Source organism: Deefgea piscis (assembly GCF_019665785.1).
In the GTDB taxonomy this organism is placed as follows: Bacteria; Pseudomonadota; Gammaproteobacteria; order Burkholderiales; family Chitinibacteraceae; genus Deefgea.
Genome location: NZ_CP081149.1, coordinates 1954527 through 1969488 on the forward strand (window position 1 = coordinate 1954527; position 14962 = coordinate 1969488).

12 protein-coding genes, 1 tRNA gene and 2 riboswitches are annotated in these 14962 nt (G+C 49.6%); of the genes, 9 read left to right on the plus strand and 4 right to left on the minus strand.

Translation table 11 applies throughout. The features are described 5' to 3' along the window. The first annotated feature begins 152 nt into the window (after positions 1-152). The 8 genes from K4H25_RS09085 to K4H25_RS09120 all read left to right on the plus strand — a co-directional run bounded on the left by K4H25_RS09085 (position 153) and on the right by K4H25_RS09120 (position 10068). Positions 153-308 carry a cbb3-type cytochrome oxidase subunit 3 gene (locus K4H25_RS09085; protein ID WP_221020230.1) on the plus strand — a complete coding sequence of 52 codons (156 nt, stop codon included), beginning with the start codon at positions 153-155 and terminating at the stop codon, positions 306-308. Positions 309-490: 182 nt separating this feature from the next. After that, positions 491-567, plus strand: a tRNA-Pro gene (locus tag K4H25_RS09090). Between the two features lie 207 nt (positions 568-774). Then, positions 775-2166, plus strand: coding sequence for an ATP-dependent RNA helicase DbpA (gene dbpA / locus K4H25_RS09095; RefSeq protein WP_221020231.1), 1392 nt, complete (start codon positions 775-777; stop codon positions 2164-2166). A gap of 227 nt (positions 2167-2393) precedes the next feature. Further along, entirely contained in the window at positions 2394-3686 is a 1293-nt protein-coding gene (locus tag K4H25_RS09100; RefSeq protein ID WP_221020232.1) for a DUF445 domain-containing protein, read from the plus strand. A gap of 260 nt (positions 3687-3946) precedes the next feature. Beyond that, a riboswitch (glycine riboswitch) is annotated at positions 3947-4055 on the plus strand. A gap of 233 nt (positions 4056-4288) precedes the next feature. Next, positions 4289-5395 (plus strand): glycine cleavage system aminomethyltransferase GcvT, encoded by a 1107-nt coding sequence (gene gcvT, locus K4H25_RS09105; RefSeq protein WP_221020233.1) that lies wholly within the window; start codon positions 4289-4291, stop codon positions 5393-5395. Positions 5396-5487: 92 nt separating this feature from the next. Beyond that, on the plus strand, positions 5488-5874 hold the full coding sequence (gene gcvH / locus K4H25_RS09110; protein ID WP_210768914.1) for a glycine cleavage system protein GcvH: 387 nt from the start codon (positions 5488-5490) through the stop codon (positions 5872-5874). A gap of 217 nt (positions 5875-6091) precedes the next feature. After that, positions 6092-8968 carry an aminomethyl-transferring glycine dehydrogenase gene (gene gcvP, locus K4H25_RS09115; protein ID WP_221020234.1) on the plus strand — a complete coding sequence of 959 codons (2877 nt, stop codon included), beginning with the start codon at positions 6092-6094 and terminating at the stop codon, positions 8966-8968. Between the two features lie 215 nt (positions 8969-9183). Next, a complete protein-coding gene (locus tag K4H25_RS09120) occupies positions 9184-10068 on the plus strand; it encodes a DUF6268 family outer membrane beta-barrel protein (protein ID WP_221020235.1) in 885 nt (294 codons plus the stop codon). Positions 10069-10345: 277 nt separating this feature from the next. On the opposite strand, the gene K4H25_RS09125 is transcribed toward K4H25_RS09120, so the two are convergent. Then, positions 10346-10798 carry a GNAT family N-acetyltransferase gene (locus K4H25_RS09125; protein ID WP_221020236.1) on the minus strand — a complete coding sequence of 151 codons (453 nt, stop codon included), beginning with the start codon at positions 10796-10798 and terminating at the stop codon, positions 10346-10348. 392 nt (positions 10799-11190) lie between these two features. On the opposite strand from K4H25_RS09125, the gene K4H25_RS09130 reads away from it, so the two are divergent. Next, positions 11191-11442: a hypothetical protein gene (locus K4H25_RS09130; protein WP_221020237.1), complete on the plus strand. Its 252-nt coding sequence runs from the start codon at positions 11191-11193 to the stop codon at positions 11440-11442. 167 nt (positions 11443-11609) lie between these two features. Here K4H25_RS09130 and K4H25_RS09135 read toward each other — a convergent pair whose 3' ends face one another. The 3 genes from K4H25_RS09135 to K4H25_RS09145 are packed head-to-tail and all read right to left on the minus strand — an operon-like array spanning position 11610 to position 14539. Next, positions 11610-12635, minus strand: a complete 1026-nt coding sequence (locus K4H25_RS09135) for a cytochrome d ubiquinol oxidase subunit II (RefSeq protein ID WP_255587463.1) — start codon at positions 12633-12635, stop codon at positions 11610-11612. A gap of 2 nt (positions 12636-12637) precedes the next feature. Further along, positions 12638-13969, minus strand: coding sequence for a cytochrome ubiquinol oxidase subunit I (locus K4H25_RS09140; RefSeq protein ID WP_221020238.1), 1332 nt, complete (start codon positions 13967-13969; stop codon positions 12638-12640). A 9-nt stretch (positions 13970-13978) separates the two neighbouring features. Further along, complete coding sequence (locus tag K4H25_RS09145) at positions 13979-14539, minus strand: GbsR/MarR family transcriptional regulator (protein ID WP_221020239.1); 561 nt, start codon at positions 14537-14539, stop codon at positions 13979-13981. Between the two features lie 198 nt (positions 14540-14737). Next, positions 14738-14957: riboswitch (cobalamin riboswitch) on the plus strand. Positions 14958-14962 lie beyond the last annotated feature (5 nt).

Consider the following 14962-nt stretch of genomic DNA (forward strand, 5'->3'; position numbering starts at 1 on the left):
ATTCTACGCCGCAAATGAGCTTTCGCCTTGCTGTATTGTGGATTTGTTAAATTGAAAGTAAGCTGGTGCTGGTGCTTTGTCTGAGCGGTGTTTATTGGATTTCAATTTAATTCGGCCGTGCCTTGCTGGGTTGCGGCTGTAGGAGTGTCATCATGGGCTTGTCGATTTATCATTTGATTTTAATTGTGGCTTTTGTGGCGATTGTGATTTGGGTGTTTGGTAAAAAGCAGAAAAAACGCTTTGAAGAAGACGCCAAACTGCCGTTTGATAGCGAAAAAATCGATAAAAAAGATGAAAAAGCAGATTAAATCAAGACGCCACGTCAATTGACTGCCGCATACGGCGCGAGTTTTTCGCGTGGCAAGTGATTGGCTTGTTTTTAATTGCGTGTAAAAACAGGCTGTTATTGGTTTTTTTTGTTGTTTGTCGATATTTTTGTTCGATAGTGCTTGACCCTTTTTTAAATGATCTATAATATTCGGGTCCTGTTCGGGGCGTAGCGCAGCCCGGTAGCGCACCTGGTTTGGGACCAGGTGGTCGTGAGTTCGAATCCCACCGCCCCGACCAGACTTCTTGCTTTGCCTCATCTCAGTTTCACCCCTGCATTACCAATCTAAATCTTAGTTCTCGTTGTAAATCCCTTAGAATGCTTGTAGTGCAATGGATTGATTTAAGCCGCTTAGCTTAATCGATTTGCGATGCGATTTTTTAAGTTTTCGCGCTGCAGATGCCACTGCCTTGTTGGCTTGCTTTCTATACATCATTGGATTTGCTATGACTAAAACGCCGTTTTCTGCTCTAAATTTACCTGCTGAAATGCTCGATAATCTGGCTTCGCTGGGATTTGAGGCGATGACGCCAATTCAAGCGGCGAGCTTGCCGATTGTGCTCGAAGGCGGCGATATTATTGCTAAAGCCAAAACTGGGAGTGGTAAAACGGCTGCGTTTGGTATTCCGCTACTGCAAAAACTCAATATTAATTTGCACCGTGTACAAGCTTTAGTGCTGTGCCCAACGCGAGAACTTGCCGATCAGGTGAGTAAAGATTTGCGCCGTTTGGGGCGCCATTTACCCAATTTAAAAATTCTGACTTTGTGCGGCGGTACACCGTTAACGCCGCAAGCGGCCTCATTGGCGCATGGTGCACACGTGGTGGTCGGCACGCCGGGTCGTATTCAAGATCATTTACATAAAAACACCCTGATCGTAAAACAAGTCAGCACGCTGGTGCTGGACGAAGCCGATCGTATGCTCGATATGGGTTTTGGCGGTGAAGTGCAAGATGTGATTGATTTTCTGCCGCGCTGGCGTCAAACCTTGCTGTTTTCAGCAACGTATCCCGAAGGGATTCGTAAACTCAGTGCGTCGATTCAACGCGCGCCGACTGAAGTCACGGTGGAGTCTTTGCACGATCAGGTGTTTATTGAGCAGCAATTATATTTGGTCAAAGACAACGCAGAAAAAGCCGATTTGCTTAAGCGCATTTTCGCGCATTACCAACCAGCATCCAGCGTGGTGTTTTGTAATACCCGCCAAGACTGTATGGATTTGGCGCGTAGTTTACAAAAAGACGGTTTTGATGCGATTGAATTACACGGCGAGCTCGAGCAGCGTGATCGTGATTTAACGCTGGTTAAATTTGCCAATGGTAGTTGCCCAATTCTGGTTGCCACCGATATGGCCGCCCGAGGCTTGGATATTAAAGACTTGGCTGCCGTGGTGAATTACGAATTGCCGTACGACCCTGAAATCTACGTGCATCGAATTGGTCGTACTGGCCGTGCAGGTAAAAAAGGCTTTGCCTTTAGTTTGGTATCGCCATCGCAAGTAAAGCGTCAGCGCACTATTGAAGAATACCTAGAGTTGCCGATCCCAGAAGGCAAAGAAGCCGATCTAAAAATCAATGGTGATTATGCTTTGCCGGCCAAAATGGCAACGATTTGCTTTGATGCCGGGCGCAAACAAAAAGTGCGCCCTGGTGATGTCGTTGGCGCTTTAACTGGCGACGGCGCAATTCCGAATGACGCAATTGGTAAAATTGATTTGTTCGAATTTAGAACGTATGTGGCGGTGCAATTGCAATACGCCAACCAAGTGATTGCTCGTTTGGGTAATGACAAAGGCAAACTTAAAGGTAAGCCGGTTAAAGTTCAAATTGTGAAATAAAACGATTTTAGTCTGCATAATGCCCAGCCAATGCTGGGCATTATTGTTTGTGCGGAGTAAGTGTCTGTGTATACATTGGTGACATGTCACTATAAATATAAATCAGCGGCTAACGTGATGTGGCAGTCGCTCGCTACTGCAGTAGTTTGAGAAGCGAGTGGGGGCATGACTTGACCTTGCTGCATGTAGGCTTTCAAATAGCAGGGCTTAATTTTTTTCGAGGGCTTATGGTAATCAATCCGACCCCGCGCCAGCCGGCGGCACGTTCTTTTGATGTTAAGGCGCAGCGTTTGCGGCTGCTAAAGCGTAATGCGACGCTATTGCTGGTGCTGATGGCATTGATTATGCTGCTGGCGACGTATTTTCGCGGCGCGCATCCCAGTTTGCCTTATATTGCCGCTTTTGCTGAGGCCGCTTTGGTCGGTGGTTTGGCCGATTGGTTTGCTGTGACAGCGCTGTTTCGACATCCATTGAATTTACCGATTCCGCATACGGCGATTATTCCCAAAAACAAACACCGCATTGCCGATAGTTTGGGTGAATTTATTGAGACGCATTTTTTGTCCAGCGAGCGGATTATGGAAAAAGTGAGTCAATTTAATCCAGCGCGTCGATTGGCCGCTTGGCTGCAAGTGGATGTGAATGCCAAAGCGGGCGCCGATCAAGTCGCTAAGCTGATGGATTTTATTTTGCAAAGCTTGACTGAACCAGCGATGGCGCTGCGTTTGCGTGGATTGTTGCTGCAGCAATTGGCGCAAATTGATTTGGTGAAACCAGCTGGTGAGATTTTGGCTGTGATACGGCAAAGTGGTCAGCATCAAGTCATGCTCGATGCCGTGCTGGCGCATTTAGATCAGGAGCTGCAAAAGCCTGAGCTGCAACAGCATATCGCCGGCATTATTGCCGCTGAATTTGATTATTTGCGCTGGATTTCACTCGATGCAGCCGGTGGGCGCTATATGGCCAAAAAACTGGTGCATGCGGCAGGGCGTGAAGTGCAAAACATGCGCGAATCGAGCGATCATCCATTGCGTGAGCATTTTGATCAAGCGTTAGCGGATCTGGAGCAAAATCTAAAGCACGATGCATCACTACAAGCGGCGCTGCAGTTGAGTCAGCAGCATTTATTGGCGCAGCCGAGTTTGCTGAACGCTATCGACAATATGTGGTCGCGGCTGGTGGCTTGGTTGGCTGATGATTTGGCGGCGCAAGACTCAGTGCTACGCGCCAAATTGGCGCTCAGTTTGCAGCATTTGGGTGTGCGCTTGGCGGATGACGTCGTTCTGGCCGACTGGTTAAATCGCCACGCCCGCGTCGCAGCTGGAGTGCTAGTTAAAAAATATCGGCGACAAATTGGCCAATTTATCGCCGAACAACTCAAAGCTTGGGATGATGAAGTGATGGTTGAGCGGCTGGAAGTCAGCGTGGGCGTTGATCTGCAGTTTGTTCGCCTGAATGGCACGTTGGTGGGCGGGTTGATTGGTTTGTTTTTGTATACGGGCCATCAATTATTGCGTTAAAGTCTTGGGTTTGGCGGATGGGGGAATTTAAAGCAAAGTCCGCGCTGACCCGCCGAGCGCGATATTAAGCCCAATCGCCATCGAATTTAGCCTTTTGCTTTGCTGGACGACAATGCGTAGCGCGGTGTTGGTTTGTAATCTTGACGAAGCACTAAAGCCAAGCGATGCGCATTCGCTTGGCTTTTTGTTTTTTGTGGCAAGGATTAGGGTAAAAATCCTGTTTTGTGGCTTGCCAATTGGCAAGCTTCCCGTGATAATCCGGCCGTACAGCAGGAGAGTGTGATTTTTACCATTTATTGGGTTGAGGTCACCACCGAAGGCGCAAATGCACCCGCAAATCGCTCAGGTATCAGGGACTGCTGGCAAAAGTAAAACTCTGGAGAGCGGTGCTCGGTGTTTACACCCGCAGCATCCACCGAAGGGCTCAACGGCAAAAACTTTTTTAATTGCTACGCCTCGTGCAATCACGGGGTGGTGTTAAATTGGCTTTTTTTCAGCAGATCTATACTGCGGCCGGAAAATCTCAGGTGTCAGGACAGAGGGGTGTTGCCCGTCGTGCTATAAGCCGTCGGACTTAGAGGGCTATACCCTAAGGAACCCCAATGACAACCAAAACTACACCACTGTATGAATCCCACCTTGCTGCGAACGCCAAAATGGTTGATTTCGCCGGCTGGTTGATGCCGATTCATTACGGATCACAACTTAAAGAACACGAAATTGTACGCACTGACGCCGGCATGTTTGATGTGTCGCATATGTGCGTGCTCGATATCGTCGGCAGCGAAGCCAAAGCGTTTTTACGTTTTTTGATTGCCAATGATGTCGAAAAACTCAGCACCGAAGGTAAAGCTTTGTATTCGGGGATGTTAACGCCCGAAGGCACGGTGATCGACGATTTGATCGTTTACCTGACGCATTATGGCTACCGGATGGTGGTCAACGCGGGCACCGCCGACAAAGACATTGCGTGGATGCTTAAGCAAGCGGCCAACTTTGACGTGCAACTGCATGTGCGCCGCGAATTGGCGATGATTGCGATTCAAGGCCCTAACGCCATCGCCAAAGTGTGCAAAGTCATCCACGAAGACTGGGAAGACGCGGTGAAAGCGCTGAATGTGTTTCAAGGCTTTCCTTTTGGCCCAGTTGAAGACGGCTGGTTTATTGCCCGCACCGGTTATACCGGCGAAGATGGTTTAGAGATCATGTTGCCCAGCGACGAAGCGGCGACCTTTTGGCAAGCACTGCTGAGCGTGGGTATTGCGCCTATCGGCTTGGGCGCGCGCGACACTTTGCGCCTTGAGGCCGGCATGAATCTGTATGGTCACGATATGGACGAAACCATTTCGCCATTGGCGGCCGGCATGGGTTGGACCATTGCGTGGCAACCGACTGAGCGTGATTTTATCGGCCGCGCAGCACTCGAGGCTGAACGCGCGGCAGGTGTGGCGTTGAAGCAAGTGGGTTTGGTGCTCGAAGGTCGTGGCGTTTTGCGCGAAGGTCAAATTGTTGAAGTGGCTGGCGTGGGTCAAGGCGTAATAACCAGCGGCACGTTTTCGCCAACGCTCAAGCATTCCGTGGCCATCGCCCGCGTTCCTGCAGCAACTAAAGACACCGACACGGTGCAAGTGGACTTACGCGGCACGCTGACCGACGTTCGCGTGGTGAAAATGCCGTTTGTTCGCAATGGCAAAAAAGTGTTTGCATAAATTAATTCGGGGAGTAGGGAATGGGGAATGGGGAGTAAACCCTGTTCTATCCTTGCTCCCAAATCCCCATCTCAAATCCCTAAGGAAAAATCATGAGCCATATTCCAGCCGAACTTAAATACGTTAACAGCCACGAATGGTTGCGTTTAGAAGCCGACGGCACAGTGACCATCGGTATTACCGATCACGCCCAAGAACTATTGGGCGATATCGTGTTTGTTGAATTGCCACAAGTGGGTGATGAGTTAGCCGCCGACGCCACCGCAGGCGTGGTTGAGTCAGTGAAAGCGGCATCGGATGTATACGCACCGATTGCGGGTGAAGTGGTCGCTGTGAACGATGCTTTGGTGGATGCGCCAGAATTGGCCAATACCGAACCCTACGGTGCAGCTTGGTTTTTCCGCGTTAAACCGGCCGATGCATCGGTGCTTGATGGTTTGATGACGGCAGAACAATACGCCAAAGAAATCGGCGTTTAAAAACAACACCTGACGCAGAGGCGCAGAGGCGCAGAGAAAGTCTAAAAGTCTTGATGGTGTTTCTTTTTTAGGAGCCCGTTTAGGGTCGACAAGCTTAATCGATTTAAGAGGCGGCTTGAAAGCGACCCTAAATTAAGACCTTAGTTTTAAGATTTTCTCTGCGTCTTTGCGCCTCTGCGTTGAAAGGTTTTAAATTTTCAACCATTCTAGGTGCTTCATGTCGCTCTCTACACTGTTTAACCACGAAGAATTTATTGCTCGGCATATTGGCCCCAATGCGGCTGATCAAGCGGCGATGCTGGCGCAAATTGGCGCGAGCTCGATTGAAGATTTAGTCGCGCAAACCATTCCGGACGATATTCGTTTTAAGCAAAAATTGCCTTTGCCGGATGCGGTTTCTGAAGTGGACGCTTTGGCGAAAATTCGCGCTATTGCGGCTAAAAACATCGTTAATCACAGCTTTATTGGTTTGGGCTATTACCCCAATATCACGCCGAATGTGATTTTGCGTAATGTGCTCGAAAACCCTGGCTGGTATACCGCCTACACACCGTATCAAGCCGAAATCGCCCAAGGTCGTTTAGAAGCTTTGCTCAATTACCAGCAAATGATTATCGATATGACGGGGCTGGATTTGGCTAATGCATCCTTGCTCGATGAGGCCACGGCAGCCGCCGAAGCGATGGCGATGGCGCGGCGGATTTCGAAAGTCAAAGCCGAGAAATTCTTCGTAGATGAACAGGTATTGCCACAGACACTTGATGTAGTAAAGACCCGCGCTCAATACTTCGGGTTTGAGCTGGTCATCGGTGCGGCAACTGCCGCGGGTGACGATGATTATTTTGGTGCTTTGCTGCAATATCCGGGTGCCGATGGGGCTGTGCGTGATTTAACTGCGCCGATTGCAGCGCTTAAAGCGCGTGGGGGGGTGGCGATTGTTGCGGCGGATTTGTTGGCCTTGGCGCTACTTAAATCGCCGGCGGAAATGGGCGCGGATGTAGCCATTGGTAGTAGTCAGCGTTTTGGCATTCCAATGGGGTTTGGCGGCCCACACGCGGCGTATTTTGCCTTTAAAGATGAAATGAAACGCTCGGCACCGGGCCGGATCATTGGCGTATCGATTGATGCCAAAGGTAAAACTGCGCTGCGTATGGCACTGCAAACGCGTGAGCAACATATTCGTCGTGAAAAAGCCAATTCTAACATTTGCACTTCGCAAGTACTGCTCGCCAATATGGCGGGAATGTACGCGGTGTATCACGGCCCAGCGGGAATTAAGCGCATTGCTGGGCGCACGCATCGCTTGGCGAGTTTGTTTGCGCAAGGCGTTCGGTTCGCCAACGGTTCGGGTGGGAAAATCGTTCACGACGCGTTTTTTGATACGGTACAAGTCAATACTGGCGCGCAAACGGCGAGCATTTACGCCGCAGCCTTGGCGGCGGGTTACAACTTGCTGCAAGTCTCTGATTCAGTCTTGAGCGTGGCCTTTCATGAAGCCGCGACGCAAAAAGATTTGGCCACTTTGATTCAATTGTTTACTGGTCAATCAGCCGACTTGGCCGCACTCGACTTGGCGACAAGCGAAGTGATTCCGGCGGCGTTGCAACGCGCCTCAAACTATTTAACGCACCCAGTCTTTAATCGCTACCACACCGAACACGAAATGCTGCGTTACCTCAAGCGCCTCGAAAATCGTGATTTGGCGATGAATCATTCGATGATTTCATTGGGTAGTTGCACCATGAAACTCAATGCCACCAGCGAAATGATTCCGGTTACTTGGGCTGAATTTGGCAATATCCATCCGTTTGCACCGAAAGCGCAAACGCTGGGTTACTTTGAAATGATTAATGGCCTCGCCGATCAGCTCAAAGCAATTACTGGGTTTGACGCCATTTGTATGCAGCCCAATTCTGGCGCGCAGGGCGAATATGCCGGTTTGTTGGCGATTCGTCGCTATCACGATAGCCGCAATGAAGCGCATCGCGATATTTGCTTAATTCCTAAGTCTGCGCACGGCACTAATCCGGCAACGGCGCAAATGATGGGTCTTAAAGTTGTGGTGGTCGATTGTGATGACAGCGGCAACGTTGATTTGTCTGATCTGAAAGCCAAGGCTGAATTACACGGTGCGAATTTGGCGGCCTTGATGCTGACCTATCCATCAACGCATGGCGTGTTTGAAACGGCAGTCAAAGAAATCTGCGCGACGGTACATCAGTTTGGCGGTCAAGTGTATATGGATGGCGCAAATTTGAATGCGCAAGTGGGCTTAACGCGCCCAGCCGATATCGGCGCTGATGTTAGCCACATGAATTTGCACAAAACCTTCTGCATTCCGCACGGCGGCGGTGGGCCGGGCATGGGGCCAATTGGCATGAAAGCGCATTTAGCGCCGTTTATGTCCAATCATGCGGTGGCCAATATCGATCAAGGTGACGCTAGCGTCGCGCAAGGTCAATCAGCCGTATCGGCCGCGCCATTTGGTTCGGCGTCGATTTTGCCGATTTCGTGGATGTATATCACGATGATGGGCGCGGGCGGCGTTAAGCATGCTACGGAAATCGCGCTACTGAACGCCAATTACATGATGCAGCAATTGTCGGCGCATTATCCGGTGCTATATACCGGCGCGAATGGTCGCGTGGCGCATGAGTGTATTATTGATATTCGCCCGCTCAAAGCTGCGAGTGGCATTACTGAAGTCGATATTGCCAAACGCCTGATGGATTATGGCTTTCACGCGCCGACGATGAGTTTTCCGGTGGCGGGAACCTTGATGATTGAGCCGACAGAGTCAGAATCTAAAGCTGAACTCGATCGCTTTATTGCGGCGATGATTTCGATTCGCCAAGAAATCGATCAAGTACAAGCCGGTGTTTGGCCAGCGGAGAATAATCCATTGAAAAACGCACCGCACAGCAAAAACGATATCGCTGCTGAATGGGATCGTCCGTATTCGCGTGAAGTGGCGTTCTTCCCTTTGCCGTATGTGCTGGATAATAAATTCTGGCCGTCGGTGAATCGGATTGACGATGTGTATGGCGACCGCAATTTGATTTGCGCTTGCCCGAGCATGGATCAATACGAGTAATTGCGATTGTTTGTTGGATTTTGTGTTTGTAGCACGGCATTCAGCACATCGTAATATCGCCAATTTAAATAGCCCCGCCGAGGTTTGGTGGGGTATTTTTATGTCTACAAACTGACAAATGAACATTGGCGCGACACTGCCGCTAAATAAATCGCGTTGCGTAAAAGGTGTCGCTAAACTCGCGAGCAAATTCTTACTTTATATCGATTTCTTGAATGAAAAAAACCTTAATCACGGCACTTTTGGCTTTATTGCCATGGTGCGCCGTCGCGAGTGAAGCGACGATCAATTACAGCGTAACGCCGGTGGTGATGCCCAATGCGGATTTAGATGCTGGCGGTGAAGTTAGTAGCGAATGGCTGATCGCGTCGCTGAGCGTGAATCAGCAAATTGATGCACAGCACAGCCTTGGTTTGGCGCTGAACGCCAGTCAGCAGCAATGGCATTTTGACGCGCCAGTGGCTTGGGGCGGAAAAACGCCGTGGCAAGATTTAAATCGGCTTGAACTCTCAATGCCTTATCGTTTTGTAACTGCCGACGGTTGGATTTTTGGCGTAACGCCCGGTGTGCAATATGCTGCCGAAGCGGGAGCTGATCAGGGCGAAAGTATCAATTGGGGCGGCAATGCCTATGTGGCGCATTATTTCTCGCCGCGCTTAATGCTGGGTTTAGGCGTGAGCGCGTGGCAGAGTTTTGATGAAAACGTGGTGTTTCCGTTTGTATTACTTAATTGGCAAATCAGCGATCAGCTGACCTTAAAAAACCCCTTTGTCGCTGGTCCCGTTGGCCCTGCAGGCTTGGAGTTGTCGTGGAAAGCCTCGAGTGTTTGGGATTTTGCCGCCGGTGGCACATGGCGCAGTTATCAAACTCGCTTAGCCAGTGATAACCCCATTGCCGCCAATGGCATTTTAGAAAACAACTCGGTGCCCTTATTTGTTCGCGCTGGCTATCAATTTGCGCCCAGCACACGCTTAGATTTTTATGCCGGTGCGGCACTGAATGGCGAATTTAAAATCCGCAATCAGCAAGGTGATGCCTTGATTAGTGAAAGCTATGGCACGATGCCATTTTTGGGGCTGAGTTTGACGGGGCGGTTTTAATCAAAACTTTGCCCTTATATTGTGTATTTAGAAAGCCAATGGTCTTGTAGGGTCGGCTTTAGCCGACGATCTAAAAGATAAGCATGAAAATTTAAACTAGGTATATTACTGCAATGCTTATTCAATGTGCTTTATAACCAAATACCTCTTGGCTAAGTGGTTTGCTTGAGGGCCATGCAATCTAGATCGGCATTGGTGGATTGATTGGTTTCTTCTGTCGCCGATTGCTGCAAATTTTGCTTTTAAGTTAAAGCGCCATCATCAAGATGGCGCTTTTTTATGCGCTGTGTACCGGCGTGAGTAGATTAAATTTGGTTTGCTCGGTGGCCACGCAGCCCAATTTTCGGTAGAAAGCATGGGCTTCAGGTCGATGGTTGCCACTGATGATTTCGATTCTGGGTGCTTGGTGCTCAGTGGCAAAATCAACTGCCGCCTGCATCAACGCAGATCCTACGCCTTGGCCGCGAGATGTGGTCTCGACGACCAGCCCAGTGATTTTGCCGAGTAGGGCGCTGCAATGCAGCATGGGCAAAAGATGGATGCCCACTAACCCTCGCGGGGTGTTGTTCTCTTTTGTGCAGGCAACAAATAGTGCATTCATTGGCGTTGCCATATACGCAATACGTTGAGCGGCTTCATCTGTGCTGGCGGGATAGCCCAGTTGCGTGAGTAACAAGGCAATATGCGTTGCATCGCTGGCGGTGGCTCGGCGGATTAAATGTTGATTCATCGTCGAAGGTGGTCAGATAAATACCATATCTTACATGCAAAATCAGCCATTGGAAATTGTAGGGGCAGCAACAGCCAGCCGCGCCGCCCGCGCAACTCTGGTTTAGGTGTTAGTGGCGAAGCTGAAAATTTTTTTTGGGTTTCGTCTGTGGCGAAGATGGCTGCGCCATCAAGGGAAAAAGTCAAAAGCTGACATTGATATCGTGCTGTTGCTGGGTTTTTTCGCGCTGCCGCCCGCGCAACCCTGGTTTAGGTTTGAGTGGCGAAGCTGGAAAAATTTTTTTGGTTTTTCGCCTATGGCGAAAAAGTCGCTGCGTAGGATGTGCAAATTTTGCGCACGCGGGGTGCCGCTGGGTGATTGGATGATCTGTTGGTGCCGCGTGGCGTTTTGTATTGCGTACTTCGTTCCGCGTGCGCAAACCCTTTGCACAAGCAAACCCCACAAAGTGCCGCTGCCGCCCGCCGCGCCGCCCGCGCAACCCTGGTTTAGGTTTGAGTGGCGAAGCTAGAAAAATTTTTTTTTGGTTTTTCGCCTTTGGCGAAAAAAAACGAAAAATCCTCGAAAAAGGCCGTTTTCTCCTACGGAGATTTGTTTTTTCGCCTGCGGCGAAGGATGCTCGGCTGCGCCTGCGCCAAGGTTTTTAGTTTGGGTGCGCGATCTTTACGGATTGAGTTAAATCCCCGCAGCAAGTTCAGCATCCATGGATTGATGCCGGAGTTGATAGGTGGATATTGAATGAGATCAAAAAGAAGAGGGCGTTAAAAAAGCCATCCCGCAGGATGGCTTAAACCGGCGAAAATATCGCGATGCTTTAGTCGTAGCTGAGCTCGCCTGCTTTGCCCCAAAATACATAGTAAGAATAAATCGTGTAGCCAATAATCGTCGGTAACACCAGCGCTGCGCCGCAGAACATAATCAATAAGGCTTCTGGGCTGCTCGCGGCTTGCCAGATGGTGAGTTGATCGATGACCAAGTGCGGAAAAATACTAAACACCAAGCCAAAGAACGACAGTAAAACAATGCCCACCGTGGCGGCAAATGGTATCCAGCAAAAATTATCATTGCCGTTTCTTTGGCGCTGCGCCAAGCGCGGCAGCGCAAAGCCGATCACAGCAAATAAAATCGCCGTCATTAATGGCACTGGCGCGAGCAAAAATACGTTAGGCACTGAAAACCATAGCGCAAATACGCGTGGGCTAATCCACGGTGTAGCTACCGACACCAACACCGTTGCCAAAATGGCAATCCATAAACTGCCTTGCGCCCAAACAATCGCGCGCTGCTGCAACTTGCCGGTTGATTTCATCAACAACCAGCCCGCGCCCAATAAGGCGTACGCTGCGGCCAAACTTACGCCAACCAATAGTGCAAAGCCCCAGGCGCCCCAGCCCGGCGCAAAGCCAGTGATGTAGCGACCCAGCATCACACCTTGCGAAACGGTGGCCAGTAATGAGCCGACAAAAAACAGTCGATTCCACAGTGGCTGATGATGGGCTCGCGCTTTAACGCGAAAATCAAACGCTACGCCGCGCAAAATCAAACCCAATAACATCAGCGCCACCGGTAAATACAGCGCGGTTAAAATAATGCCGTGTGCTAAAGGAAAGGCCACCAGTAACAGGCCCACACCCAGTACGAGCCAGGTTTCATTGGCATCCCAAAACGGGCCGATCGACGCGATCATTTTGTCTTTTTCTTTGGTATCGGTTTCTAGCTCAAGCAAAATGCCTACGCCAAGATCATACCCATCTAAAACGACATAGGCGAACATCGACACCACCATCAAGCCAGCAAAAATCACCGGCAGCCAGTAGGCCAAATCAATTGTGCTCAACATGATTATTGCTCCTGAGCAGGGTGGCCTGCTTTCTTAGCGAGGTAAAACACCACCGAAATATAAGAAACGAGTAAGAAGGCGTACAGCGTAAGGTACATGATTAAGGTGCTTAAAATCATGCCGCCGCCAACGTTGGACGCGGCATCGCTGGTTTTAAGTACGCCATACACCAGCCAAGGTTGACGACCAATTTCAGTCACATACCAGCCAGCTACGGTGGCGACCCAGCCGCTAAACGTCATGCCAATCAAAAGCTTGCACACCATAGGCGACAAGGTTTTGCCGCCGCGCAATTGCCATGCCGCGAGCCAGCTCACCAAGAGCATTAACATGCCCACGCCAACCATCACGCGGAAACTCCAAAATACTTTGGCCACCGGTGGGTGATCTGCAAATTCGCTAATGCCTTGCAATTCACCATTCAGATCGTGCGTTAAGATCAAGCTGGCGAGTTTTGGAATCGCAATCGCGTAATCATTGCTTTGGGTTGCTGCATTCGGTAGTGCAAACAAAGTCAGCGGTGCACCGCGTTCGGTATGCCAAATGCCTTCAATGGCGGCGATTTTGGCCGGTTGATGTTTGAGCGTATTTATGCCGTGCATATCGCCGATCAAAATTTGCAGTGGAATCAATGCCGCAGCAAGAAAAACACCGGTTTTGAGTGACGCCATAATGCTGGCGTCCCGCTGGCCTTTAAGCCAGCGAAAAGCAGATACGCCCGCGAGTAAAAACGCTACCGTCAGGCCCGACGCGACTAGCATATGGCTTAGGTGATACGGCATTGAAGGATTAAAAATAATCGCTAACCAATCGGTGGCATGTGCTTGGCCGTTAATCATTTCAAAGCCAACTGGCGTTTGCATCCAAGAATTGAGCACGATAATCCAGAAGGCCGACAGCGTAGTGCCACCGGCAACCAAGACTGTGGCCAGCGTATGAATTCGATTGCTAACTTTTTTCTGGCCAAACAACATGATGCCCAAGAACGTCGCCTCAAGGAAAAACGCCGTTAGTACTTCATACGCCAACAGTGGCCCCGCAATATTGCCGACGGTTTTCATAAAGCCCGGCCAGTTGGTGCCAAATTGAAAACTCATCGTAATGCCGGTCACTACGCCCAACGCAAAAGTCAGCGCGAAGATCTTGACCCAAAAGCCATAGGCATCCAGCCATTTTTGCTCGCCAGTGGCATTAAAGCGCAGTTTAAAAAACAGCAGTGCCCAGCCCATAGCGATGCTAATCGTTGGAAATAAAATATGAAAAGTGATATTGGCGGCAAATTGAATTCGCGCTAATACAATCGGGTCGAGTAGACCGGTGGCTTCGGGCAGCATGGTGATTCCTTACTCTTTCTCGCTGGCGCGAGGGAATGATAATTTCTGTTTAAACTCTAAAAACTTTTGCACTTGAGCGCCCAGCGTCATCAATTTTTTTAGTGTTTCAACGTCTAATTTTTGAATGTCGCTAAACCAGCTAGTGGTTAGGTCAATCAAATCGTGCATTTGGCCCATTCGGGCTTGTGCATGGCGCTCGGCTTCGTTGGCTGGCGTTTCCATCAGTGCTTCGCGTAGCATCGACAAAGTCGGTTCAACCTCGCGTTTTTTTCTTTCGTCCGCTAGCGTTTTAAAAATCGCCCAAACGTCTTCGGGTGTTGAATAGTATTCGCGGCGATCCCCCGGAAAATGCTGCAATTTCACCAGTCGCCAAGACTCCAACTCTTTCAATCCCATGCTGACATTTGAGCGGGAAAAACCCAGTGCCTCGGCCATTTCATCGGCGTTGAGTGGCTTTTCGCTGACAAACAGCAGGGCGTACATTTGTCCAACGGTGCGATTAATGCCCCAGCGGCTACCCATTTCACCAAAGTGCAGCACAAACGATTGAATCAAAGGAGTGAGGTTCATGTATGTTTTGAATTTTCAGTAATTTGTGAAATTTGATGTAAATCATATTCTGCTCAGAAAAATATTGCAATCTAGAAAATCAATTTCGGCCGACGGATGCTGGCTAAGATATTGTTTTAATGTCGTAACTTGCGCGGCACTATTTTCAAAATAAGCAATAGTCATATTCCAGAAAGGTGGCTACGTGGTGTTTACGTTACAATGCCCGCCATTCAAGGTGATTGATCGTGTAAGCGATTAATTTAAACGGGAAACAGGTTTAAAACCTGTGCTGCCCCTGCAACGGTAATTCAGTGTGGATACATCACTAAGCACAGCGCATTAATCGATGCGTTTGGCTTGAGCCACTGCCCAAATGGCGGGAAGGCGATGTATTTTTCTGATTAGCCCGGAGACCGGCCTTGTTGCTCGCAATTGAGCGAG